We start from the raw sequence: 26,371 nt of genomic DNA on the forward strand, positions 1-26,371 counted from the left end.
ATGGTAGCCACTAGACAGTCACATCAGCTTACAAAGCCGAGTGATTTTGCCAGCCGTATCGAGCTGTTAGCGCTAACAGAAGACAAACATACCTTATTAGAGCAAGCTCACCAATTGTGTCAGCATTGCGATGATGCAAAACGTGAAAACACAGCCATTGAAATGGTAGAGATTTTAGCCGAGCTAAATTTAGATGCAGATTCACTTGCCACGGCTTTTTTAACACCTTATTTCCTAGCCGAAAAAATCTCGATTGAAACTGTGACCGACAAACTTGGTGATCACGTTGCGTTATTACTAACAGGTGTAAGCCAAATGGCTACCATCAGCACCTTAGCCCATCAAGGCAAGGGCACTGTTCAAATTGATAATATCCGCCGTATGCTGCTAGCCATGGTTGAAGATGTGCGTGCAGTGGTGATAAAACTCGCTGAACAAGTATGCCATTTGCGTGATGTTAAAGACGCCAGTGAAGAAGAGCGTGTAATTGCCGCTAAAGAAACACGTGACATTTTTGCACCCCTTGCTAACCGCTTAGGAATAGGTCAGCTTAAATGGGAACTTGAAGATCTTTCGTTTCGTTACCTGCACCCCGATACCTATAAAAATATCGCAAAACAGCTCGATGATAAGCGACTTGCTCGTGAAGCCTATATGGAAAATATGGTTGCTTTAGTAAAAGCACGCTTGGCCGAAGCGGGTATTGAGGGTGAAGTGTATGGCCGCCCGAAGCATATCTACAGTATCTACAAAAAAATGGCGCAGAAGAATTACGAATTCGATCAGCTGTTTGATATTCGTGCTATGCGCATTGTGGTGGAACGCCTGCAAGATTGTTACGCAGCATTAGGTATCGTGCATACCAATTGGCGGCATTTAAATAAAGAATTTGATGATTACATCGCAACACCTAAACAAAACGGCTATCAGTCAATTCATACAGTGGTATTTGGCCCTGAAGGTAAAACCGTTGAAATCCAAATTCGTACTAGCGAAATGCATCAAGATGCTGAGTTAGGTGTTGCTGCGCATTGGATGTATAAAGAAGGGGCATTGCCAGGACGTGGTTCTGGCTATGAGCAAAAAATTAGTTGGTTACGTAAGTTACTACAATGGCAAGAAGAAGTAGTTGATGGCAGTGACTTAGCTGAAGAGCTCAAAAATCAAGTAGTTGAAGACCGAGTTTATGTGTTTACACCAAAAGGTGATATTTTCGATTTACCACTGGGTGCGACGCCACTTGATTTTGCTTATTACATTCACTCAAACGTTGGTCACCGTTGTATTGGTGCAAAAGTGTTTGGCAAAATCGTGCCCTTTACTCATCAGCTCAGTACCGGTGATCAGGTTGAAATTTTAACTCAAAAGCAACCTAACCCAAGTCGTGATTGGTTGAACCCATCGCTAGGTTATATTAAGTCATCGCGAGCACGCTCTAAAATCCATCATTGGTTTAAACAGCTTGATCGCGATAAAAACTTGAGCGCCGGTAAAGAAATATTAGAGAACGAGCTGCAAAAACTAGACTTAACAACCAAAGACCTTGCGCCAGCAATTGAGCGATTCAATCTTAAAGGCATTGATGACCTGATGGTTGCGGTAGGCGCAGGTGATGTTCGCTTAAACCAATTATTAAACTTTATTAGTGACCGTGATGATGACGAACCACAAATTAAGTTTAAAAAACCAAAAAGTGTCACAGGTGATAAAAACGGCATTGTTGTTGATGGGGTAGGTAGCTTAATGAGCCATGTTGCTAAATGCTGCCGACCTGTGCCGGGCGATGAAATCATTGGCTATATTACTCAAGGCCGTGGGATTGCAGTTCACCGTGAGGATTGTGATTCGTTTGAAAAACTTCGTGATAAACATCCTGAGCGGGTGATATCAGTAAGTTGGTCAGACGATGTAAATGGCTCTTACTCACTAACTATTAAAGTAGAAGCCACAGATCGCTCAGGCCTTATTAGAGATATCAGCTCTGTCCTTGCAAACGAAAAGGTGAATGTGCTTAACATGAATGTCAACACCGTTGAAGATAAGCAGCTTGCGCTGTTTTCAATGCAGGTTGAAGTACATGACTTATCGAGTACTAACCGATTATTGTCTAAGTTACACCAAATCGAAGGTGTACATGATGCAAAGCGTGGTCATTCGTAATGAGTGATAAACATGCCATTGAGCAGTCGTTATCAATTATGGCCAAACTACGGGACCCAGAATCTGGGTGCCCGTGGGATCTAAAACAAGACTTTAATTCGATAGTGCCGCATACCCTTGAAGAAGCTTACGAAGTAGCAGACTGCATTGAAAAAGGTGAACTTACTGAGCTTAAAAGTGAGCTTGGCGATTTACTTTTTCAAATCATCTTTTATGCCCAACTTGCTAAAGAGCAGGGCTTATTTGATTTTGCAGATGTGGCAAATACACTAAACGATAAATTAATTCGTCGGCATCCGCATGTCTTTGCAAAGCAAAGTGAGCTGTCGGACGCAGAGCTTTCGGCGCAGTGGCAGGCTATTAAAGCGCAAGAACGAGCAGAAAAATCTACTTCACCTCAAATGAGTCTTTGGCAGGATATTCCTGATGCGATGCCAGGTCTTTCAAAAGCTAAGAAGATTCAACAGCGTGTGGCAAGCCTAGGTTTTGATTGGCCAAGTTATCATGGGGCCCTCGATAAAGTCGCTGAAGAAGTCGACGAAGTAAAAGAAGCGCTGGCTCATGACCCTTATTCAGAACACAGTGCAGAAGAGCTTGGCGATTTACTGTTTGCAACGGTAAATGTAGCCCGTCATATTAAACGCGATCCTGAGCAATTATTACGAAGTGCCAATGCTAAATTCGCGTCACGCTTTGAAAAAGTGGCTGCCTACTTAGATGAACGTGGCCAAAGTTTAGAAACGGCCAGTCTCGAAGAAATGGACAACGCATGGGAAGCCATTAAAAAGCAGGCCAAGTGAGCCTGTTTTGATACAGCTTGGGTACAGTGTAACCAAGCTCGTTTTTTGTGCACTTATTTGCTAATTTTATCTGGATTGATAGCAGCCCCTTTGCTATAATTTCGCCCCGTCTTGATTCTATATTATTCCTTTTAATTCCTGATATTCTAGGGTTCGCATGAGTACAAAATTTATCTTCGTAACTGGCGGGGTTGTTTCTTCGTTGGGTAAGGGTATTGCAGCAGCGTCATTAGCCGCTATTTTAGAAGCACGTGGTCTTAACGTGACTATTTTAAAGCTGGATCCTTACATTAACGTTGACCCAGGCACTATGAGCCCAATTCAGCACGGTGAAGTATTTGTAACTGAAGACGGTGCAGAGACTGACCTTGACTTAGGTCACTATGAGCGTTTCATCCGTACCAAAATGACTAGCCGCAACAACTTCACACAAGGTCGTGTTTATGAAGATGTATTACGACGTGAGCGTCGTGGTGAGTACCTTGGTGCAACAATTCAGGTTATTCCACACATCACAAACGACATTAAGCAACGTGTATATGACGGTGCTGAAGGTCGCGATGTAGCAATCGTTGAAATTGGCGGTACAGTTGGTGACATCGAGTCACAACCATTCTTAGAAGCAATTCGTCAGCTTGGCACTGAAATTGGCCGTGAGCGCGCATTGTTTATCCACCTAACGCTAGTGCCATTCTTAGGCCCTGCAGGTGAAGTTAAAACCAAGCCAACACAACATTCAGTAAAAGAATTACGTTCGATTGGTATCCAACCAGATATCTTAATCTGTCGTTCTGATCGTAAACTTCCAAATAACGAGCGCGCGAAGATCGCACTTTTCACTAATGTTGAAGAGAAAGCTGTTATTTCATTACCAGACGTAGAAAGCATCTATAAGATCCCTGCGTTACTTAAATCACAAGAACTAGATAACTTCGTATGTCGTCGTTTCTACCTTGAGTGCCCAGAAGCAGATTTATCTGAGTGGGAACAAGTGTTATATCAAGAGTCTAACCCAACGGGTGAAGTGACGATTGGTATGGTTGGTAAGTACATCGAACTACCAGATGCTTATAAATCAGTAAACGAAGCATTAAAGCACGCAGGTCTGAAAAACCGTCTAACCGTGAACATCGAATATGTTGATTCACAAGACTTAGAAAGCAAAGGTACAGAGTTACTCTCTCACCTTGATGCTATCTTAGTACCAGGCGGCTTCGGTGGCCGTGGTGTTGAAGGTAAGATTTTAGCGGCTAAATATGCACGTGAAAACAAAGTTCCTTACTTAGGCATTTGTTTAGGTATGCAAGTAGCGCTTATTGAATATGCGCGTAACGTTGCAGGCCTTGAAGATGCAAACTCAACTGAGTTTAACGCAAAATCAGCACATCCAGTTGTTGGTCTAATCACTGAATGGCAAGATGCTGACGGTAACGTTGAAATCCGTGATGAGCAATCTGATCTAGGTGGTACTATGCGTTTAGGTGCTCAGAAATGTCACTTAACACCTGGCTCTAAAGTAAGTGAAGTATACGGTAGTGACGAAATTGTTGAACGTCACCGTCACCGTTACGAAGTGAATAACCACTTTGTAGAGCAGCTTGAAAAAGCAGGCTTAAGTTTCACAGGCTTATCTGAAGATAAGAAACTAGTCGAAATTATCGAGAATAAAGATCACCCTTGGTTCATTGCCGCGCAATTCCACCCGGAATTCACGTCAACACCACGTGATGGTCACCCGCTATTTGAAGGGTTTGTTGCAGCAGCACACACTCACCAAAAAGCGTCATCGTAATTTAAGTAGGCCGTGCTATATGCACGGCTTATTTGTTTTAAAAGCCAGCAGCAATAAAGCTGGCACTAACTCACCATTTTCGGGAAAAGAGGAATCAAGATGTCAGAAATCGTAAAAGTGATTGGTCGCGAAATCATGGACTCGCGTGGTAACCCAACTGTTGAAGCTGATGTACATTTAGCTGATGGTTCATGGGGCCGTGCTGCAGCACCATCTGGTGCATCAACAGGTACTCGCGAAGCGCTTGAATTACGTGATGGTGATAAAGCACGCTACCTAGGTAAAGGTGTTTTAAAAGCAGTAGGCTATATCAATAACGAAATCGCTGAAGCTCTTAAAGGTCAAAACGCAGTTGATCAAAAAGCTGTTGACCAAGTTATGCTTGACTTAGATGGTACTGAAAACAAAGAGAAACTAGGTGCGAATGCTATCTTAGCTGTGTCTTTAGCAACAGCTAAAGCGGCTGCAAACTCAAAAGGCGTAGAGCTTTATGAGCACATTGCAGATCTAAACGGCACACCAGGTGTTTACTCAATGCCATTACCTATGATGAACATCATCAATGGTGGTGAGCACGCTGATAACTCTGTAGATATTCAAGAGTTCATGATCCAGCCAGTTGGCGCGACAAACTTCCGTGAAGCGTTACGTATGGGCGCTGAAGTATTCCACAGCTTAGCAAAAGTACTTAAAGCTGAAGGTCACTCTACATCAGTAGGTGATGAAGGTGGTTTTGCTCCTAACCTTGAATCAAACGAAGCGGCACTTGCTGCAATCAAGGTAGCTGTTGCAAATGCAGGTTATGAGCTTGGTAAAGATATCACTCTAGCTCTAGACTGTGCGGCATCAGAGTTCTACGACAAAGAAGCAAATATCTACGACCTTAAAGGTGAAGGTAAAAAATTCACTTCTGAAGAATTCAACCACTTCCTTAAGGGCCTTACTGAGCAATACCCAATTGTTTCAATTGAAGACGGCTTAGACGAGTCTGATTGGGATGGTTTCGCACACCAAACACAACTAATTGGCGACAAAGTACAATTAGTAGGTGACGATCTGTTCGTAACTAACACGAAGATCTTAAAGCGTGGTATTGATAACGGTATTGCTAACTCAATCCTTATCAAGTTCAACCAAATCGGTTCATTAACTGAAACGCTTGCAGCTATTAAAATGGCTAAAGATGCTGGCTTCACAGCTGTTATCTCTCACCGTTCAGGTGAAACAGAAGATGCAACAATTGCTGATTTAGCAGTGGGTACTGCGGCAGGTCAAATCAAAACGGGTTCATTAAGCCGTTCTGACCGTATTGCTAAGTACAACCAATTACTTCGCATTGAAGAAGTATTAGGTGAGAAAGCACCTTACAATGGTCTTAAAGAAGTTAAAGGTCAGTAATCAGCCCTAACTATTTAGACTTTAAAAGCCTCCTTCGGGAGGTTTTTTTATATTTTGAATTAATTTTCGTTTATATTTTATGCAAAAATCAGATTTTCCCATTTTATAGTTGTTAATGTTTAAATAATTCTGTACCTTTCTGGGCTGAATTTGGGCTGAATTTGGGCTGAATATAATTCAGCTTTTCAATCTGTTATAAGTAGTAAAAAGGAAAGGGAATGAAAAAAATAATTACACTATTTTTATTAATTACTTTAGTGGGATGTGGAACAACACCTCAACCAACTGTTGAGTTACAAGCAAATCATTTTACAAATAAAGAGAAGAAAATAGGCTTTTATTTTCAGCGAGGAGATAAAGCTACCACGCATATTTTTGGTGCAGGTTGCTTACTTTGTTATGGCGTTGCATCTTCTTTAACAAGCTCACTTGATAAGCATTTAGCAACACTTCCTGTTAGCGATATTGACTCATTAAAAACACTAATCCAAGATGAATTCAAAGAAAGATCTGATTATGTTACCACCCTTGATGATCCAAAGTTGCTAGATAAGTTACCTAAATTCAAAGGTGAATTAGGTTTTGCTAAGCAAGACTTCAGAGGTTTAAAAGAGAAGTTTGATATCGATGTTCTAGTTGTTGCTAACTTTGATAGTTTTGGTGCCTATAGAAGTTTTAGCAGTTATGTTCCTAACGGGGATCCGCAAGGCTACTTGAAAGGTGTGGTTTACACTATCGATCTAAATACAAATCAGTATCTGCAATATCGTTTAGTGGATGAAAAAGTTCAACCTGAAGGTTTATGGGATGAGCCTGATGATTTTCCTGGTGTTACTACAGCGTATTATCAAGCAATCGAAAATGCAAAAACACTGATTCGAAATGCGATCTAGGTAATAAATATCGTGGGGAAAGCCACGATATTTTTTAGGGAAGAAAAGTGAAAAAGCTTAGTATTTTAATTATGTTGCTCTTTTTGTGTGGCTGTAATTCAACACCTAAAAGAGACGACTATGTAAAGTATATACATAACCAAAAGATAGCTATTGATGAAAGTGATTTTAAGTTTACTCTTTCATCACCAAATGAGTTCGATATTCGAGGTGTATATGATAGAGATTCATCAATCACAAATCCCGATGTTCTATACGCAGCAGATGCAGGGTTAGCAGGCTTACTTGTTCAAGTAGCTGCACATGCCGCCACTTCATCTACAATTCAGAGTAATAAACTCGCAGGATTACAATCTGAAGCAAACGAAAAAGTATCTGAATTTATAACACTTACTAATGGCTTCAAAAATAAAGACTTTATAAAAGACTTGGAAGCTGCATATACAGAAGATCTATCACAGTCGCCAGTGACAATTAAGCCAATCTTTTTCGTGAGTCAAAATATGGATCAAGTAGCTGTTAAAGCACAAGTATGGATCAGTGAAACACGAAAAAATAAAACGACTTTTAAGTATAAAAACCTTATTGCAGTCACATCCAAAAAAATCACAGAAACACAGAGAAACGAAATTTTTCAAGCCGGTAGTGATGAACTAAAAAAAGTGTTTACTAACTTATTAACAGGAGTTGTTGAGTTAGCAAAATCTGAAGTTATACTAAAGTTTAAAAATAATAACACTCCGATTCTTTCTCATATTGTTTATGTAAATGGTGAGGAAAAGTTAATTCGTGGCAAAGTTGTTGAGCAGAATTGTCAGTCAACAACCTACCAAAATTTACGTAAATGGCTACTTAAGTTTGCAAATGAATCGTTGCGTGAAGCTCCTGCTCATTGTGAAAAACAACAACAATTGGTGCTTTAGGATTAAAGCTGAAATTGCTGTTTTAGGATCTCGCCGGTGAAGCTGGTTTTTAGATAAAAACCGCGAGGCAAGGTTTGTATTATTTGACCATTCGGGCCAATTGCATCAGTCAGCGCTTTGCTATTGGCTGCTTTTGGCCTTATTTGCATTACATCGCCTAAGTGGCCCGAAATCTCATCCACTCGACCTAGAGCTATTAGCTCCATTTGTTCTTCCCAATCACGTTGTAAGAGTGTGTCTTGCTCGGCCGTTGGCTGCCACAAAAAGCCGCTGCCTATGGTGCGGTGAAAAGGTAGAATTTCGCGTTCGCCTAAAATAGGTAACCATAAAACATGATTCAACTTTTTACGAACCGTACTTTGCTGCCATTTCATCCCAGTTACATTCAGTAGTGGTGTTACAGAAACAAACGTCGTTTCGAGTGGTTTGCCTTTAAATGAAATGGGCAGAGTTTTTAACTCAATTCCTAATTCTTCAAAATCAGGCATTGGCTTTGAGCCTGCAGTTGCGCCAAGCACATATTCGATAAGTTGCCCGGTCCAGCCTTTTTCACGTAGCAAGTCTTCAGGTGTTTTAAAATGATATTGCTCGGCTAATTGCCCTAAAGTAAGGCCTGCTATAGCATCAACACGTTGCATTAATTCATTTATAGAAGTGGGTTTTATCGGTCGCATAAGGCGTTTATTTGATTGTCTAATTAACCGGATCATGATAGCAAATGTGCGCCTTAGTGGATATCTTTGTGTTTGAGTGTTTTTTGCGCACGTTAAGTGTGAGCTAAAAATAACCAATTAATTTTTTGGATATCCAGGTCTAAGTATATGATATTTAATTTAATTATTGTTTTTGTGTGTTGTTTCTATTTCATTAATTAGTCAGTTGTTTGTATAAATACAGATATATAAACATGTTTATCCACAGTTTCTGTGGAGAAATTGGATATTTTAACTGTGGATTGTGGATTTGTTTGCAATTTAGGCATGGTTTACAAAAGTTATGCACAAGCTGTGGGTAAGGTGATAAAAATGCGGTTGTAAATAGTTATTTTAATCAAATAGGGTATTTTTATAATAATTACATCGTAACGCCTTGATTAAACATGTTTGTTAAAAAATAAATTTTCAATCTAATTTAGGCTTAGGTGTAAAGTGTTTGCTGTATCGCAGGTTATGTGGAACAATCAATAAAAATCGACTTACAAATGAGGCACTAAGGTGATTGATGCCGAAGGTTTTCGTGCCAATGTCGGAATTGTAATTTGCAATAATCAGGGACAAGTATTTTGGGCTCGTCGCTATGGTCAACACTCTTGGCAATTTCCCCAAGGTGGTGTTGATGACGGTGAAACAGCAGAGCAAACCATGTACAGAGAATTACACGAAGAAGTGGGCTTGCTTCCTGAAGACGTTGAGATCGTCGCAAGTTCTAAACATTGGTTACGCTATAAATTACCCAAGCGTTTAATTCGCAGAGACTCAAGTCCTGTGTGTATTGGGCAAAAACAAAAATGGTTTTTACTGAAACTTCGTTGTAAAGATGAAGATGTAAATTTACTTAAAACTCATCACCCTGAATTTGATGATTGGCGATGGGTGAGTTATTGGTATCCGGTTAGGCAAGTTGTTTCGTTTAAGCGCGATGTATATCGTAGAGTAATGAAAGAGTTTGCCCCGTTTGCAATGCCGTTTAATAAACGAGAGCAACACAAAGATCATTGGCGACATAAACGATAAGGGTAACCTTATTTAAATTAAAGGAGCAGCATCATGTTAGCCACGCTCAGATCAATTGCTGAGGCAGTGTCGCAACAGGCGGACTTAACTAGTGCGCTAGCGTGTTTTGTGCAAATGGTAAAAGATGCCATGCAAACACAGTGCTGCTCGATTTATTTTGCAGATTATAGTCAAGACAATTTTGTACTGATGGCAACTCAAGGCTTAAACCCTGATGCGGTCGGTAAATTTCGTATAGGTTTTACTGAAGGTCTTGTAGGTCTCGTTGCGCAGCGCGAAGAGCCTATCAATATTGCTTTTGCAAAGTCTCATCCACGTTTCAAACTCTCACCCGAAGTTAATGAAGAAGGCTACAACGCGTTTTTGTCAGTACCAGTGGTGCACCAGAAAAAGGTTTTGGGTGTTATCGTTGTTCAGCAGAAGCTGGCGCGAGTATTTAGCCCTGATGAAGAATCGTTTTTAATTACTTTATCGGCGCAGCTTGCCTCTCAGTTAGCCCATGCAGAAATAAAAGAGCTGTTAAGGGTAGATGAGTTTTCTCATCAAACTTCTGTTTTAAAAGGTGTTTCTGGTGCTCCCGGTATAGCAATCGGCGAAGCTTTTGTAGTAATTCCAAAGCTAGACTTTACTTCTATTGAGTTGCAAAAAGATGAAGACATCACCACTCAACGTAAGTTATTTACTCAAGCGGTTGCTGCCACTAGAAATGAGTTTAGCACTTTATCAATGACCCTCAGTGATTCGATACCGCAAGAAGCCCTTGCTGTGTTTGATGTTTACCAACAGTTACTGGATGCAAAAAGCTTAGGGCAAAATGTAGAAGCGCAACTTCAGCAGGGCTGGAGCGCTAAAAGTGCACTTAAAATAGTCATCGAAAAACTAATTTCACAGTTTAATGCAATGCAAGACCCATACATCAAAGAGCGTGCAGTTGATGTTAAAGATATTGGATTGAGGGTTTTGCATCACTTAGTCAATACAGAGCATGCAGCAAAGCCTTATCCTAAAGAGACTATTTTAATTGCCAGTACACTCACACCAGCCATGCTCGCAGAAGTGCCAAAAGGTCATTTAGCTGGGGTGGTGAGTGTCAATGGAGCTGCAAACAGTCATGCATCAATTTTAACGCGTGCAATGGGGATCCCTGCAATATGGGGTATAGAAGATTTACCTTTACTGCAATTTGAAGGTAAACCAATGATTCTAGACGCTTATGCAGGGCGTTTATATATTTCACCTTCGCAAGTGTTACATCAGGAATATAGCCAACTTAAATACCAAGAAACGCTATTGAATGATCGCTTTTTTGCAGAGCAAAGTTTAGATGCTGTTACATGTGATGGCGAACATATAAGCTTGTTAGTTAATGCTGGACTTGAGTTAAATATAGAGCATGACAATAAACCTTTCTGTGATGGCGTTGGACTTTATCGTACTGAAGCTTGGTTTATGCAAAAAGGTCAGTTTCCTTCACAGTCAGAACAAGAAAATTGGTATCGTGAAGTGCTTACTAGTTATCACCCCAATCCAGTGGTGATGCGTACACTCGATATTGGTGGCGATAAAGTTTTAGATTACTTCAATATAACCGAAGAAAATCCATTTTTAGGTTGGCGTGGTATTCGCGTGACCTTAGACCACCCTGAGCTATTTTTAGATCAACTCAAGGCGATGCTTAAAGCCAATATTGGTTTAGGTAATCTAAAAATTATGCTGCCGATGATCAGTGGCTCAGAAGAAGTGGATGAATCATTAAAACTGCTCGAACAAGCCTATTTTGAACTAAGTGAGCAATATCCTGAGCAGGCAATTGAACGACCAGAAATCGGTGTAATGTTGGAAGTTCCTTCGAGCGTATTTATGCTTGAAGAGTGGTCGCAAAAAGTCGATTTTTGTTCTGTGGGTAGTAACGATTTAACTCAGTATATGCTTGCAGTTGACCGGTCAAATGCGCGTGTTGCAGAGCTGTTTAATCCTTATCACCCAAGTGTACTTCGGGTGCTGTTAAAAATTGCCCAAGAGTGTCAGCAGCATGAGCTGCCATTTAGTTTATGTGGTGAGTTAGGCGGCGACCCAGAAGGTGCATTACTGCTTATTGCTATGGGTTATCGAAGCTTGAGTATGAACTATTCTTCGATTAGTAAAATTAAGTTTGTGCTTAGACGTTTAAATGTTAGCGATATGGAAAAGTTACTTGCCGAGTGTTTATTACAACCCACTGCAAAACATGTACTTAGGTTAACGCGTAACTTTATGATTGAACATCAGCTCGGTGAGCTATTTTACACCCCAAGCCAAGGTCAATCATGAGGGAAAATTGTGCTGTGAAGCGCCCAAAGGGTTGGTTTAAAAGCGATTTATACTGCGTTATTGATTTTAACAATAGAACCACTATTACTTGCAATCAATGCCTTGCCTAAATCGCTTTTAATTCCAACTGAAACTCGCATCTTGAGGTGGTTTGGGTATATATATTAGTTTAGTATATGTATATAACAAATTGAATATATGAGTGTGCTATGCATGACGTAATACTTTTAATGGTGTACTGCGCAATTTTGGGCTGTGTGGTTGGATTTTTAGCAGGTTTATTAGGCATTGGTGGCGGTCTTATTATCGTACCGGTACTTAGTGCGCTACTGGTTTCGTTTGATGTTGCAGACCCAAGCCATGTATTAGTTATCGCGATAGCGACATCGTTAGCATCCATTATTTTTACCTCGACATCTTCAGCCCTTGCTCATCATCGTAATGCTAACGTACCGTGGGAAATTGCTCCTTGGGTCATGACTGGGGTTGGACTGGGTGCATTAATAAGCGGATTTGCAGCAAGCTTTATTCCTGAACAACTATTGCGCTTTGTTTTTGCTGGGAGCGTTGTGTTTATAGCCTTGAGAATGGTGTTATCAACACGCACCAAAGCTGCCAGTGAAAAGCCGCTTCCTTCAGGACCTATTCTTGGCTTTTTATGTGCCATAATGGGGGCGTTGTCAGGGCTAATAGGTATTGGTGGTGGGGCGCTGATTGTGCCGCTACTGCATTATTTTTCTGTTGATATTAAAAAGGCCATTGGTTGTGCTGCAGCATGTGGTATTGTCATTGCGCTGTTTGGCTCGGTGGGTTATGTATCTGCTGGGTGGCAATTAACATCGTTCAGTGATGGATTTGCCGGATTTGTGTATTTACCTGCTTTAGTCGGGATTGTGGTTACCTCGTCGCTAATTGCGCCTATAGGTGCCAAAGCCACGCATTACTTGCCAGTGGCAACAATAAAAAAAGTATTCGCGCTATTACTTGTAATAATTGCGCTTAAAATGGTGTTTAGTTAAAGGTTTTTAATTTTATGGCTCTTCAATTTCCAGATATCGATCCGGTTATTTTTTCGGTAGGCCCGCTCAGCGTACGTTGGTACGGTTTGATGTATTTAATTGGTTTTGCTTTAGCAATGTGGCTTGCTAATCGTCAAGCTGAAAAACCAAATTCAGGTTGGACAAAAGAACAAGTAAGCGACTTGTTATTTTACGGTATGCTCGGTGTGATACTCGGTGGTCGTATTGGTTATGTGTTGTTTTATCAGTTCAGCTATTTTATTGAAAACCCACTGTATTTATTCAGAATTGACCAAGGTGGTATGTCGTTCCATGGCGGTACCTTAGGTGTGATTACCGCAATCGCCATATTTGCTTGGACACGTAAAAAGTCATTATTTGAAGTAGGTGACTTTGTGGTGCCATTAGTGCCACTCGGTTTATTAGCAGGACGTATTGGTAACTTTATTAATGGTGAGCTGTGGGGCCGAGTGACTGACGTACCTTGGGCGTTTATCTTCCCTACTGGTGGGCCAGAGCCTCGTCATCCATCTCAACTGTACGAAGCCTTTTTAGAAGGTCTGGTGCTGTTTTTAATTTTACAATGGTTTATTAAAAAGCCTCGTCCAGCGGGAAGTGTTGCTGGGGTGTTCTTGCTTGGCTATGGTGTGTTTAGATTTATTGTTGAATATTTCCGAGAGCCAGATGCCCATTTAGGTTTATTCGCAGGCGTTATTTCAATGGGGCAAATACTGTCATTGCCGATGGTAATTGGTGGTCTTGGTTTGTTAATATGGGCCTATAAAAAGCCGCAACACAGCGTGGCAAGCAAAGCATAACATGAGCTAATCAATGAAACAGTATTTAGATTTATGTCAGCGCATAGTTGACGAAGGTGTGTGGGTTGAGAATAAACGCACAGGTACCAAATGTTTAACCGTTATTAACGCTGATCTTGAGTATGATGTAGCGAATAACAAGTTTCCGCTAATTACAACACGCAAAAGCTTTTACAAAGCCGCCATAGCTGAATTACTTGGTTACTTACGAGGTTACGATAGTGCTGCACAGTTTCGTGATATCGGCTGTATGACTTGGAATGCAAACGCAAACGAAAACAAAGCTTGGCTTGAAAACCCACATCGTCGTGGTGAAGATGATATGGGGCGTGTCTATGGTGTTCAAGGCCGCAGCTGGCAGCGCCCTGACGGTAGTCACCTAGACCAACTTAAAAAAGTTATCGATAACTTATCTAAAGGCATAGATGATCGCGGTGAAATAGTCACTTTTTATAACCCAGGTGAGTTTGAGCTAGGCTGTTTACGCCCTTGTATGCACACGCACACCTTTTCTTTGTTAGGTGATACTCTATACTTAACTTCATACCAACGCAGCTGCGATGTGCCGCTAGGTTTAAACTTTAATCAGATACAATGTTTTGTGCTACTTGCTTTAGTTGCACAAATTACCGGACATAAACCAGGTAAGGCGTATCATAAGATAGCCAATGCACATATTTACGAAAACCAACTTGAGTTGATGCGTGATGTGCAGCTAAAGCGTGAGCCTTTCGCGTCACCAGAATTAAAAATAAACCCAAACATTAAATCACTTGAAGACATTGAAACCTGGGTTACAAAAGACGATTTTGAAGTAGTAGGTTATCAGTGTCACGATGCAATTAAGTATCCGTTTTCAGTGTAAGAACAATAAAATTTAAGGAGAAATCAATGAAAGCTGTGATCCCAGTTGCTGGTCTTGGCACGCGTATGTTACCTGCGACAAAAGCAATTCCTAAAGAAATGCTTCCTATTGTTGACCGACCACTGATTCAATACGTTGTAAATGAAGCAATTTCTGCAGGAATTAAAGAAATTGTTTTAGTGACGCATTCAAGTAAAAACTCAATAGAAAACCACTTTGATACCAGTTTTGAGTTAGAAGCAACGCTTGAAAAGCGTGTTAAGCGTCAGTTACTTGCAGAAGTACAATCAATCTGCCCGAAAGATGTAACGATTATTCAAGTTCGTCAGGGTGAAGCTAAAGGTCTTGGCCATGCTATCAACTGCGCAGCACCTATCATAGGTAATGAACCATTTGTAGTTATCTTACCGGATGTGATCATTGATGATGTGGCCAGCGACCTTAAAAAAGATAACTTAGCCGAAATGATCCAGCGCTTTGAAAGCACAGGTGAGAGCCAAATTATGGTGGAGCCTGTTCCGCAAAATGAAGTAGATAAATTTGGTGTAGTGGACTTAGGTGATGTAAAAATCCAGCAAGGTGAAAGTGCTGCAATTTTAAACATGGTTGAGAAGCCTTCGATTGAGCAAGCACCTTCAAATCTTGCTGTTGTTGGCCGTTATGTATTGAGCAAAAATATTTGGCCATTACTTGCAAAAACTCCTGCAGGCGCAGGCGATGAAATCCAATTAACAGATGCGATTGCTATGCTAATGGAAAAAGAAACTGTCGATGCCTACTCAATGAAAGGTAAAAGCCATGACTGCGGCAGTAAAATTGGTTATTTAAAAGCGATTGTTGAGTTTGCACTGCGTCGTGATGAATTCAAAGGTGAGCTTACAGACTTCATAAAGTCGCTGGTAAAATAAGCAATTTAGATTTCTAGTCAAAAATTACTTCATAAAAGTGCCTATATGGCACTTTTTTATTATTTACATAAACCTTACAATTGTCGATCATTACCCAATAAAGGATTTTTCTGATATACCTTTGTCTTAACGCATTGTTACTATTGAATGTAAATGAATAGTTTCGTTTATGGCTGTTTTCCAAAAATAACTAACACAAAGGTTATAGTCGAAACGTTAATTCGTTAGTGGTTACGTTTTATATCTCAAATTATCTTTTAAGTGTTGATGTACAGGTAAGTACTAACAATATGCTCTTCTTTTAATAAGAAGCTAATTTTAATGGTACTTTAAAGAATCCTGATTATGAAATGTTACTTAAAGTCTTTGCGTTACAGTTTATACCTGATGGTGTTACTAGCTGTAGCTGGCTGTAGTAATAACCCATTGCCTTCTATTCTTAAAAATAAAAATATTAATATTACTTACCTTTTTAATAAAGCGTTTAAGCAATCAGATACTTTTAGTGTACTAATTCAAACGAGCCCAGATAAAGCAGCAATAAACTATAAATCAGTTGAAAATGTTAAGCAGATTCAAGATATCGATCTCAACTCTGTCTCTGAGTCATCAAACAAAACGGAGTTTCCTGAGCACAATTACAGTTTTGCTTTACAGCTTATGTCTGTTGAATCAGAACAAAGCCTTGCCTATTCATTTAAAAAAATGGTTAAGCGTGCGCCGAATATCTTCCAAGGAAAACCGATACTTAATATCGAAGTTGCTAAAGTAAATGAGCATACTTATTATCGCCTTAAGTTTGGCCGTTATAAGTACTTGAAAAATGCCAAAGCCGATTGTGAGGCTATTAAGCGACAAGGAATTGATTGCTGGGTCGGTAACTACACTGACAACCGAATATATTTTTAGGGTTAAAGTTCATTCTAAAGGTGGCATTTTTATTGCTAAGTTTTAAGTCTGTTTTTGAGAATCGACGTAATCATGCATTTTTCTATTTTTTCTAAATACCTATTGATAGCCATCAGCTTAACTGTTTTAACAGCCTGTATGATGAGCCAAGAGCATAGCCAGCCTGAGCAACCATTTACGAATTCACAAAGCGCTGCTATTGCAGCAACCAAAGCAGTAGAACCGGGCGTGCAATTAGGTTTATATTTAACACCGACAAAAGTAAGTCACCGTGTATTAGAGCTAAAGCGAGACTACCCTGATGTTTTGCATGGCCTGGATTTTCGTTTTAAAAAGCGTGAGCACAAAGGCGTAACCGTGTATGGACTAAGAGCTGGTCCATTTACAAACTATACTCAAGCTACTGCATTTTGTGAAATAGTAAAAAAGCTAGGGCAGACTTGTGTGACAGCTCCTTTTGTTGGACAGGTGCTGTAGCTACTGTTTTTGCGTCAACTAACTTTGCTATTCCTGTTTTAACAACCTCACATACTCAGTCTGAGTAGCGATTAATAACTTAAAACAGATCCATTACAAAGCGGCTTACTTTCTTTAATCACAGAGTTTCTTGCTTCACTATTATCTAGCTATATCTAGCAAATAATAATACTTAGGCATAATTATTGCTTTGTACTTACTAAGTTTAGTGAGGATGGCAATTATGCGCCTGTTATTTTATTCAGTTTTTTTAGTGTTGGTGGGTTGTAGCTTAACTGAAGAGCCACAAAGTGCGCCCCCTAGAGAAACCCCAAAATCGCCAATGGCACCATATACGGTGCATCAATACGTTGCTGATTTAAGCAGTCAGTTGAGCCGTATTCAAGGCCCTTATAAAGGTAATGCTCGTATTGCTGTTACCAGTTTTTATATGGCTGATGGCTTAGGAACTGATTTAGCAGAAGATCAGGGCAGTGGCTTAAGTCAGCAAATTCAAGAAAGTTTATTAACGCAATTTACTCAGCTTGGTTTTCATACTATCGAGTATCGGTTAGAAAATACTTTAAATTTGCAGCAATCGGCCGATAGTGTACTTAGTCGTGATGTAAATACCTTACGTCAACGTCAGAATATTGACTTTGTTATTACCGGCACACTGACGCGGCAACAACATGCCTACATAGTTAACGCCCGATTGGTAAATACCAAAGATCTGCGAATAGTGTCAGCAGCAAGCACCGAGATCCCCATTAATGTCATGTGGGGAGCTGAAAAAGTTCAGCAGCGTGATGGCCAGTTGTATCGAAGCGAATATTAAGAGGAACTCATTTAATGAAACGTTTAATTTTAACTTTATGTTTGCCTTTAGGCTTTGGTTGCTCTTCGATGTTAACAGGTGATGCAACACAGCATGATAATGAGCCTCAGTTAACTGCGCAAAGAGAAGTCGCCGCGCCGCATAGTAACGACAGTGTGTTCCAAACTAATAAGGCGGTGATGAACAACAGCACTTTTACCGCTGCACCAACGCGTAAAAATATTAATCATTATGTGCGTGGCATCATGCAAGACTTAGTTGAAAATTTGCAATATGTTAGCGATACCACGCCGGTTGCTGTTTCAAGTTTTGTGTACCTTGATGCTGATTACAACTCAACGAATTTGCTAGGTAATCAAATTGCCGAAAGTTTCATTCATGAACTGCACGCATTTGGTGTACCTGTCATTGACTTTAAAACTACTGATTATATGCGTGTCACGCCAAGTGGTGACTATGTTTTCAGTCGTGATTATTTAGAGCTAAGCCAAGATCAAAATTTTAATTATGTATTGGCAGGTACCTTGGTTAATCATCAAAGTGGTGTGCTCGTTAATGCCCGTATTGTTGGCTTAGCAAGTAAAGCGGTTGTAGGGTCAGCGCAGGGTTTTATCCCGCAATCAGTGGTTGATGCCCTTGATAGCACCAACCGTAGTGATGGTATTACACTAAAACAAGCAAGTGAGTAAGCTATGAAAGGTTTTATCTTAGCATCGTTAACGCTCGCGCTATCCGGCTGCCAATTGCTGCCAGAGCAATCAGCAGAGCCGAAAAACGCACAGGCTTCAGCAAATGGTCAGTTAGATTACGTTGCTATGCTACAAGCAGTTGAACAAAACGACATGCAGCAGGATAACGCTAACCATCGTCTATTTGTGCCATATCAACATCATAAAACAGTTGTAAATTATGTCGAGCAAATGGCGCTTGAGTTAGTTGATACTATGCAACAAGAAAGTGAGTTAGGAATTGCTATTACTTCTTTTGTCGATTTAGATGCAAGCTTAAAAACCAGCTCTCAACTTGGTAATCAACTGTCGGAAACAATGCTGCACCAGCTGCAAAAATTTGGCTTTGGGGTTGTTGATTTTAAAGCGATGGATGTAATTAGTGTGACCTCACGTGGTGATTTTGTGATGTCGCGTGATATAGAAGAGTTAGCCGAGCGTCGCATTGCCAGCCATGTACTTACAGGCACGCTTATATATCGCCCTAACGGCGTTGAAGTGAATGCTCGAGTGATTAATTTAAACTCAAAACTTGTTATTGCCAGCGCACAAAAAGTGATCCCGTATTTTGTGCTAAAAAATGAGTCAATCCAATCTGCAACAGCTAGCGTTAATTAGCTCTTGCATTACACCAATCGACTATTCTCGAGTCGATTGGTTTATTCTCTTGATTAGCAAAGCCTTAGACCGTTATAATTTTAGTTACAAGTTACAAGTTACAAGTTACAAGTTACAAGTTACAAGTTACAAGTTACAAGTTACAAGTTACAAGTTACAAGCAATCCCTCAGCTTTTGAGTGGCCTCTTAGTTAAATGGATATAACGGCCCCCTCCTAAGGGGCAGTTACAGGTTCGATTCCTGTAGGGGCTACCAATAAAATCAATGGGTTAAATCTTATCGCTCTTTACTTTTTAGTTTTATGTAGCAAATGTGTAGCATTGTGGCTGATTTTATTTAGCGCTATTCAGGGCGACAGTTATTGTGAGTAGCTTTTTTTAATTTACGTATTTTCTGCTTAAAGGTTATGCTTTATTACTCTGTATTAGAGCGAAAACTCCTTTGCTTCTCCAAAGAATAACGAAATTTCTTTTTGGAATGAGTCAATGGGATCAATATATAATATTCTCATATTATTAATAGCTCTGGAGCATGCTACATATAGCAAATTTCTGCGTTCTTGGTATTCAGTGTTCTGTGGATCTTTAAAAAAGTCAGGGAAATATGAATTATCTCTCTTAAATGAGTTCTCCATTATGATAACTACATTGTTATACTCAAGCCCCTTAGTACTATGGTAAGTGTTATATCTAATAAGTTCTTTGCTAGAGTCTGTAATAAATTCATACCAATTAGTGTATTCACTCAAGGAGGTGTTAAGTGCTGTATTAATAAGTTCAATACGTTTTTCTTCTTTGATGGAACTTGTTTTTGGTAGATTATGAGTTAGTCGCTGCTTGAACCCCTCAAGCGTATGTTCGAAATCATCAGACGGAATAAAATCTTTTAATTTGCATTTGAAAAGATTAGAGCCAGACTTATAGAGTTTAAATAGCTCCTCTAAATAATCTTCGAAAGTATTAATTTTTTCGTTTATCAATATATTCAATTCGTTAAGATAGTGTTGAGCATCACATATCGACACTGATGTTTTTTCTTTTGGAAGTATATCTTCAAGTATCTTTTGAGGTTTTAATATTAATTCTCTAAACTCTATGATAGATAGAATAATGCGGATAGAAGTGTCTAGCTTAGTTAAATCTCTACTTATAACTTTCTGTGATTGCTCTTGAAAATAGAAAAAATTTTTAAAGCAATTAAAAAGCTTCTTGAAGCCACTCAACTCAGCAAGCATTTCATTTTTAAGCACTAAACATTGTACTCTATCACTGCTTTGACTTGATTGTTCACTATTTATGAAGCTGTTTACCAAAAATGAGGAGTCATTTGGTCTCTCATTTACTAACTTATAAAATGAGAAATAACCTCCATCATTTCTTTCGTATATACTTTCTTGAGAAATTTTGTCACTGCGAAGTTTATTAGATACTTTTATTATTTCATTTCGAGATCTACGGTTATAATTCTTCTCTATTTTTAATAAGTTAGGGTGGTATTTATCAAGGTTGTTGGAAATGCCATCCGAATAGATGCTTTGCATTTCATCTCCAAAGTAGCCAATCATTAACTTTTGAGATAAGTTTGTATCTTTAATTATTTCATACATGAAATCTATAACTTTTTTATTAGTGTCTTGATACTCATCAATTAACACGTATGGGTAAGAGTCAGCGATTATCCTGCGAAATGTTGGATATTTCTTACATAGCTTTAAACCATACTCTAGAAGAGTATCATGACTAATCAGCATATAATGAAGCCTATCACTATTAAAATTGGCGTTATATTTTACTTCTTTGTAATCACCTGATTTTATTTTGCTAAGGCATTTTGTTAATTTATCTATGTCATGTAATTGCTTTACTGATGTTCTAAATTTACCTAGGTTTCTATTTAGTTTATAACCAAAATTTTCAAGGGTGCTTTCAAAGTCAGTAGTAAGGCAAGTCGAGTTGTAGAAAGTATTTTTTACATCACTTGAAAGAAAGTAGTTGTTGAATTTTTTATTGTCTCCACTTTTTAGCCACTCTTCATCTTTGCTGTTCTTAAATGATTCTTTTATTTCTAATATTTTATTTTTTATATTTTCCTCATGTTCAACTAATAACTCATCTTGGTGTGAATTTATCATTTCCCACATTCGTTCGTGAATAGTTGACACTCTTACTAATTCACTATTTCCGAATTTTGATTTTATATTTTCCGCTGCAGCATTGGTGTAGGTGATACATAAAATTTTCCTTTTTTGTTTTGATAGTTTACTTCCATATTTTTTTGTTATATATCTTAAGCTTTCCATTAGTGCATAGGTTTTTCCTGAACCCGCACCTGCATTAAATACAAAACACTCTTTTTTATCTATTGCAGTATTAAGATGCTCTTGAACTTTATTTTCATCGATTATTTTCTGAGGGCATTCTTTAAATTTAAGCATCCTCATTACCTTTTTTTTGAATTGATTTCTTAACATTTAATTTTTGTGCCAACCAATCCAAACCATCTTCAATGTACTTTGGTAAAAGTGGAGCATCAGTTCTAGACGTGATTATTTGATAAAGAAGTGTGTTAGCAAAGTCACTTTTACTAGAGGCTAGTTTGCACTGCCACTCAAAAGAGTTTTCTTTTGATTTACAAGTGTCTTCTTCTTCTTCAATTCCAACGATTCTTTTATATATTCTTGGCTTTAAATCTTTTAATGTTTTATTTAGCGTTTTATGATTGTAATTTGTGAGTATGTAAGCTTCTTCAAAGCTTGACGCAATAAACCCATTTATTGGATCTTTTTGGAAAACGATCATGAAATTATTTTCGCAAAAATATTTTATGTCACTTGGGATTTTTACACCTTTTTTTTCATCATCACTATCATCATTCAATAACTCTTCATCAGTCAATATCTCTTCATCAGTCAATATCTCTTCATCAGTCAATATCTCTTCATCAGTCAATATCTCTTCATCAGGTAGCTGATATTTTGTTTGATTTAACTTGCAAATATACTTTTTTAAAACGGTATTAGTAGTGAGGTGATTGTCAATTTTACTAATTTGCTTAAAACTTTCCTTGTCAGCTTTACTTCTCTTTATATCAAGGTCGGTAATTACTAAACATGGGATTTTTAACAGGTCTATAAGTGGCTTATATATATGTGCAAAAGCACCGTTAATGTTGAAAATTGAAACTCCATACTTTTGCAAATCCTTTGACTCACTGAGGTAATGTTGAAGTAAGTGCTCTTCAGTAATGCCTTCAACTAAGATTATTGCATCAGAAAAGAAAAGTTCAGATACTTTATATTTAATGTGCTTCTTTAAAAACTTTAATTCATCTATTTCTACTGTGTTTTTAGTGTCATTCTCTTTTTTTGCAATGTTACGATCATTTAATGTAACTACATTACTATAATTGTTTTCATCTGTAGTAATGTAATTTATGTTATTGAATGTATTACTACTATGAATTTTGCTATTAACAATGTGAGAAGAGTGAGTTGTTATAATTAATTGGCTGTTGATATTTTTACTTTTATGTTTTCCAAGTAATAAGTTAAGGGCATCATCAATATTTTTTATGAATAACTCTTGCATCTGAGGGTGCATGAAATTTTCAGGCTCTTCTATACAAATAAGATTGACTTTGTCATGTATTTCACTTTCTTCATACTGCTCTACATAATCAATTATTTGACCAAGTATTTTCATTAAGTTGGAGTATCCAAGTCCAAATTGATTTTCAGGTATGAAATTATTATTCTCTTCAAATTCATAGCTAATTAGTTTGCTAAATAGAGATTGAAAGTCTAAGTTAGATCTCAAATGCACGAGCATATTTTGCTGTTCAGTTAATCTTCCAACTACGTGATTGACGGTGTTATTATGAGATTCTCCAATATGACTATCCATAAAGTTGTTAATTCTTGATATCTCTTCTTCTAAGATAATACGGTTATCATCTTCTTCATCATTTAACCTATACTGGACTATCTTGTTAAAAACTGAAGATAGTGAGGTCTCCCCATCATCCAAGTTTGCTTTAATAGTTGTTAAATCGAAAAGGTTTTTTATGTTAAAGATAGAATTGGAAATTAAATTACCTTTGGAGTCATAAATGTGGCGAGAGAAGTTGGTTTTGTCTATTATCCTTAGGAATTCACTAAACTTAACTTCAGATTTTTTCTTTGAAGCGTTTGAAAATAATTTGTAAACTCTTTCTTGATATTGTTCACTTTCAGAGACAACAAACTTAATTTCTAGAGTTATTAATTCATTAATTACATTATCTTTAATTGATATAAATTTTCTTAAGTTTTGAATCGATGTAGATTGAGAGTTAACATCAAAACCAACATTCAACTTAAATTTCATTATTGGTAGTTCAATACTATCAAATTTATCTTTAAGGACGCTGTTTTGCTTTGTACAAGTACCAGCATTTTTGTATTGGTCAAAGATATTCTTTAAGTAACTCAAGTTAAAAGATGACCCTAAAATATTGTCATTATCTATGGCCTGTTTTAATGCTTTGGTGACAGTTGTTTTCCCTGCATTATTTTTACCTATAACTAGAGTTGTAGCACAAGCAACGAAGCTCTTGGGATTAGAGTCAGCAGTATTGTCCTCTTTTGTTTTTTTATAATCTGACTGAACAAATTCAATTATGTTGTTTTTTGTGCCAAATTTCCTGAAATTAGTGATTTCTAGAGACTGTAAGTACATACAACATCCTTATCTACTGTAATGTTTTAGTTTTCTCTAATGAAATTAACACCTTTTGGGGTTTGTTTGTAGTTAAATGCGCACTAATTTATAAAAGGAAAACTTTAAAGTACAGTTATTTACAGAACTCCAAGTAAGAGATTTCTTGCCATTCTGGCAAGTGGGTAGCTAAAGATTATTTTTGAAGTTTGGTAGAGGATTTTAACTACCTAAAGCTTGTTTTATAGCTTTAGGTCTTCTGAAAAGCATCAAAACAATGCTTTGAGTATGACTTGGTAGCTAAAGCTCATAATAGGGCTTTAGCTATTTAAAGTAATGTTGTTATGCTTTTTCTAACCTCCATTGGTAGAAGCGGGTAACAAAGGTTTTACCCGCGAACCAAAAACCTTTTATTTTTTGGATTAGCTCACCATCGTAATAGCTTTGTGAGCATTCGCCTGTTTCTTCATTTACGTTAACATCGTAATGAAGCTTTATAGGTCTATCCTTGTTTTTGATATATATTTTAAACCCACACAACCTTTGTTATGCGTTTAAACTTTAGTTAGTAATTGATATAAAGATTATTTTAATGAGAGTGCTCTTATTTTAGCTTATTGTTAAATGTTAGAAATAAAGTTAATCTATTAATAAGTAAGGGTAATTTAGTTTTTTATAAGCCTACATAGCCATACTTATAAACATTAAGTTTTCAAGGAATTCTTTAAAAGGAAAATAAGATGAAGAAAGTTTTAGGAATAGCGTTTTTTGCTGGTACTATTTTAGTGGCTGGTTGTTCGAGCAGCCCTAGCCCTTGGGGAGATATGCCTTATCAAGAGAGTCAAGCTTGGTCTAGCATTGGAGTATCGCCAAGCAGTGCTCTAGAGTTTAGAAGAAATGGCTTTGCGCCTATGGACGTAAAACAATGGATTCAATATGGAATAGATTCGCCTCTAACTATTATAAATTGGCATCGTGCGGGTTTTACCGCTGAGCAGGCATCTAAGTGGTTACGAAAAGGTTTAACTTTAAGAGAAGCTATTGATCTCACTAGTTAAATCTCGCTTGTTATTTTAATTTTACTGTTATTGTTTTTCTTTTATTTTAACAATTTAGTTAACTGTAGCAGCTACCTGTTTTGACGCTAAGTGAGTATACCTTAGCGTCAATTTAAAACTCATATTGACCCTAAACTCGCCAAAACTAGGTAGCTTACATAGTGAAGGACTAATAGGTGCAAACTAAAGCTATTTGACCCTCCACTAAATATATCTTGAATTGCTAGGTTTTTGGCTACCAAGTTTCTTCAGCACCCCCGAAGCTTAATTAACCCGTTACTTTTTCAAGCTCACCTGTGCGCCATGGTTCAATGATGATTTTGATATGGTCGTTTGGTTTAAACAAGATATCAAAGGCACCTTGTACGCCGTCGATGCCGACTTTTCCTGTGCGCATTTTTTGCCATGCAATTTTACCTGAAGCGATGTTCTCGAGTGATTGAGCAAATTCTTCTGGTTGATAGTAATAAGAGAAAATAAGGTCTAACTCTTTGACAGTTGCATAGGCAAAATTAACGTTAAGTGGTGCAGTATGTACACCTGTTACAATGATTTTTGCTTTTGCTGGCGCACGTAAAATGTAGTCGTTTAATAAGCGGCTGACACCGGCGCATTCAAAAATAACTACCTTGTTGCTACCTGCAAGCACAGCGGCTTTAGCCACTTCATCATCCGCCATAGGGTTAACATATTCAGTAGCGCCAAATTCAAGGGCAATTTGTTTTTTGCTTTCTTGCGGATCAGAGGCAACGATGTGTTTTACGCCTTGTAACTTTAATGCGGCAATCGCGGCAAGGCCAATTGGGCCACAACCAACTACGATTGCAACATCATCATTATGCATTTGTGCGCGGTTCACTGCATGCAGGCCAACAGCAAGTGGTTCTGTAATGGCTGCCGCTTCTGATGGAACTGCATCAGGAATAGGTAACAACAAGGCTTCATCAACGATAAAGTATTCAGAATAGGCACCATACAGCCCTGGAGTTACACCTACGCCAGCACCGCCAGCAGAGAGTAAGATTGGCACTGAGGTTACACGGGTTCCTTTAGCAAGTTCGCCTTTGGTATTTGGGCCGTAGCTGACGATTTCTGCCGCGTACTCATGACCTAATAATATTTCTTGGTCGTCACCTGCATCATTAGCCATTATGCCAAGGTTTTTATAGATATCGAATACATCACTGGTGTGGCGTGTAATATGAATATCTGAACCGCAAATACCGCAAGCTAGGCTTTTTACTAATACTTGGCCGGGTCCAGGAGTGGGAAAATCAATTTGTTTTACATGCAACTTGCCATTTTGCATGGCAACAGAATTCATTTGGCTCATATGTGTGTCCTCAATTCACCTTATTTGTGAATTATTAGACTAAAGTAAAGTACTTGCCTTAATCTTGACTTTTTGCGACAAAAACACCGCTTATTGCGACATTGCTGTTTATAAACC

The 26,371-nt window shown here is 38.3% G+C and carries 22 protein-coding genes and 1 tRNA gene; 19 read left to right on the forward strand and 4 right to left on the reverse strand.

The features are described 5' to 3' along the window. From relA to HCZ11_RS05875, 6 genes are all read left to right on the forward strand, one after another. On the forward strand, positions 1-2,160 hold the full coding sequence (relA, locus tag HCZ11_RS05850) for a GTP diphosphokinase (RefSeq protein ID WP_167657896.1): 2,160 nt from the start codon (positions 1-3) through the stop codon (positions 2,158-2,160). Beyond that, a complete protein-coding gene (gene mazG / locus HCZ11_RS05855) occupies positions 2,160-2,960 on the forward strand; it encodes a nucleoside triphosphate pyrophosphohydrolase (RefSeq protein ID WP_167657897.1) in 801 nt (266 codons plus the stop codon). The genes relA and mazG overlap by 1 nt, the downstream gene beginning before the upstream one ends. A 157-nt stretch (positions 2,961-3,117) precedes the next feature. Further along, positions 3,118-4,752, forward strand: coding sequence for a CTP synthase (locus HCZ11_RS05860; RefSeq protein WP_054562242.1), 1,635 nt, complete (start codon positions 3,118-3,120; stop codon positions 4,750-4,752). A gap of 99 nt (positions 4,753-4,851) precedes the next feature. After that, positions 4,852-6,150 (forward strand): phosphopyruvate hydratase, encoded by a 1,299-nt coding sequence (gene eno / locus HCZ11_RS05865; protein WP_062566760.1) that lies wholly within the window; start codon positions 4,852-4,854, stop codon positions 6,148-6,150. Between the two features lie 218 nt (positions 6,151-6,368). Beyond that, the gene (locus tag HCZ11_RS05870; RefSeq protein WP_167657898.1) at positions 6,369-7,043 is read left to right on the forward strand and encodes a hypothetical protein; all 675 of its coding nucleotides are present in this window, start codon (positions 6,369-6,371) and stop codon (positions 7,041-7,043) included. Positions 7,044-7,090: 47 nt separating this feature from the next. Continuing rightward, positions 7,091-7,966: a hypothetical protein gene (locus HCZ11_RS05875; protein WP_167657899.1), complete on the forward strand. Its 876-nt coding sequence runs from the start codon at positions 7,091-7,093 to the stop codon at positions 7,964-7,966. 2 nt (positions 7,967-7,968) lie between these two features. On the opposite strand, the gene mutH is transcribed toward HCZ11_RS05875, so the two are convergent. Further along, positions 7,969-8,640, reverse strand: coding sequence for a DNA mismatch repair endonuclease MutH (mutH, locus tag HCZ11_RS05880; RefSeq protein ID WP_167657982.1), 672 nt, complete (start codon positions 8,638-8,640; stop codon positions 7,969-7,971). A 540-nt stretch (positions 8,641-9,180) separates the two neighbouring features. Between mutH and rppH the strand changes: the two genes are divergently transcribed. The 12 genes from rppH (at position 9,181) to HCZ11_RS05940 (ending at position 19,424) form a co-directional block, all read left to right on the forward strand. Continuing rightward, positions 9,181-9,699, forward strand: coding sequence for an RNA pyrophosphohydrolase (rppH, locus tag HCZ11_RS05885; RefSeq protein WP_054554350.1), 519 nt, complete (start codon positions 9,181-9,183; stop codon positions 9,697-9,699). 33 nt (positions 9,700-9,732) lie between these two features. Continuing rightward, on the forward strand, positions 9,733-12,009 hold the full coding sequence (gene ptsP / locus HCZ11_RS05890; protein ID WP_130052130.1) for a phosphoenolpyruvate--protein phosphotransferase: 2,277 nt from the start codon (positions 9,733-9,735) through the stop codon (positions 12,007-12,009). 209 nt (positions 12,010-12,218) lie between these two features. Beyond that, on the forward strand, positions 12,219-13,028 hold the full coding sequence (locus HCZ11_RS05895; RefSeq protein WP_130052129.1) for a sulfite exporter TauE/SafE family protein: 810 nt from the start codon (positions 12,219-12,221) through the stop codon (positions 13,026-13,028). A 14-nt stretch (positions 13,029-13,042) separates the two neighbouring features. Then, complete coding sequence (gene lgt, locus HCZ11_RS05900; protein ID WP_130052128.1) at positions 13,043-13,846, forward strand: prolipoprotein diacylglyceryl transferase; 804 nt, start codon at positions 13,043-13,045, stop codon at positions 13,844-13,846. 13 nt (positions 13,847-13,859) lie between these two features. After that, a complete protein-coding gene (locus tag HCZ11_RS05905; protein ID WP_054562236.1) occupies positions 13,860-14,711 on the forward strand; it encodes a thymidylate synthase in 852 nt (283 codons plus the stop codon). Positions 14,712-14,737: 26 nt separating this feature from the next. After that, positions 14,738-15,619, forward strand: coding sequence for a UTP--glucose-1-phosphate uridylyltransferase GalU (gene galU / locus HCZ11_RS05910; RefSeq protein WP_167657900.1), 882 nt, complete (start codon positions 14,738-14,740; stop codon positions 15,617-15,619). A 345-nt stretch (positions 15,620-15,964) separates the two neighbouring features. After that, positions 15,965-16,528 (forward strand): SPOR domain-containing protein, encoded by a 564-nt coding sequence (locus HCZ11_RS05915; protein ID WP_167657901.1) that lies wholly within the window; start codon positions 15,965-15,967, stop codon positions 16,526-16,528. 72 nt (positions 16,529-16,600) lie between these two features. Beyond that, positions 16,601-17,005 (forward strand): SPOR domain-containing protein, encoded by a 405-nt coding sequence (locus HCZ11_RS05920; RefSeq protein WP_167657902.1) that lies wholly within the window; start codon positions 16,601-16,603, stop codon positions 17,003-17,005. A gap of 223 nt (positions 17,006-17,228) precedes the next feature. After that, positions 17,229-17,822: a FlgO family outer membrane protein gene (locus tag HCZ11_RS05925; RefSeq protein WP_130052124.1), complete on the forward strand. Its 594-nt coding sequence runs from the start codon at positions 17,229-17,231 to the stop codon at positions 17,820-17,822. A gap of 14 nt (positions 17,823-17,836) precedes the next feature. Then, positions 17,837-18,511 carry a FlgO family outer membrane protein gene (locus HCZ11_RS05930; RefSeq protein ID WP_130052123.1) on the forward strand — a complete coding sequence of 225 codons (675 nt, stop codon included), beginning with the start codon at positions 17,837-17,839 and terminating at the stop codon, positions 18,509-18,511. A 3-nt stretch (positions 18,512-18,514) separates the two neighbouring features. After that, complete coding sequence (locus HCZ11_RS05935) at positions 18,515-19,168, forward strand: FlgO family outer membrane protein (protein ID WP_130052122.1); 654 nt, start codon at positions 18,515-18,517, stop codon at positions 19,166-19,168. Between the two features lie 181 nt (positions 19,169-19,349). After that, positions 19,350-19,424, forward strand: a tRNA-Arg gene (locus HCZ11_RS05940). A gap of 169 nt (positions 19,425-19,593) precedes the next feature. On the opposite strand, the gene HCZ11_RS05945 is transcribed toward HCZ11_RS05940, so the two are convergent. Both HCZ11_RS05945 and HCZ11_RS05950 read right to left on the reverse strand, forming a co-directional pair. Then, positions 19,594-21,603, reverse strand: a complete 2,010-nt coding sequence (locus HCZ11_RS05945; protein ID WP_167657903.1) for a UvrD-helicase domain-containing protein — start codon at positions 21,601-21,603, stop codon at positions 19,594-19,596. Beyond that, on the reverse strand, positions 21,596-23,884 hold the full coding sequence (locus HCZ11_RS05950) for an AAA family ATPase (protein ID WP_167657904.1): 2,289 nt from the start codon (positions 23,882-23,884) through the stop codon (positions 21,596-21,598). The genes HCZ11_RS05945 and HCZ11_RS05950 overlap by 8 nt, the downstream gene beginning before the upstream one ends. 719 nt (positions 23,885-24,603) lie before the next feature. Here HCZ11_RS05950 and HCZ11_RS05955 point away from each other — a divergent pair. Beyond that, on the forward strand, positions 24,604-24,921 hold the full coding sequence (locus HCZ11_RS05955; RefSeq protein WP_167657905.1) for a hypothetical protein: 318 nt from the start codon (positions 24,604-24,606) through the stop codon (positions 24,919-24,921). A 268-nt stretch (positions 24,922-25,189) separates the two neighbouring features. Here the strand turns inward: HCZ11_RS05955 and HCZ11_RS05960 are convergent, their stop codons facing one another. Further along, positions 25,190-26,254: a zinc-binding dehydrogenase gene (locus HCZ11_RS05960; RefSeq protein ID WP_167657906.1), complete on the reverse strand. Its 1,065-nt coding sequence runs from the start codon at positions 26,252-26,254 to the stop codon at positions 25,190-25,192. Between the last annotated feature and the right edge of the window lie 117 nt (positions 26,255-26,371).

The sequence above is a fragment of the Pseudoalteromonas sp. HF66 genome, from assembly GCF_011806445.1.
Lineage (GTDB): Bacteria > Pseudomonadota > Gammaproteobacteria > Enterobacterales > Alteromonadaceae > Pseudoalteromonas > Pseudoalteromonas apostichopi.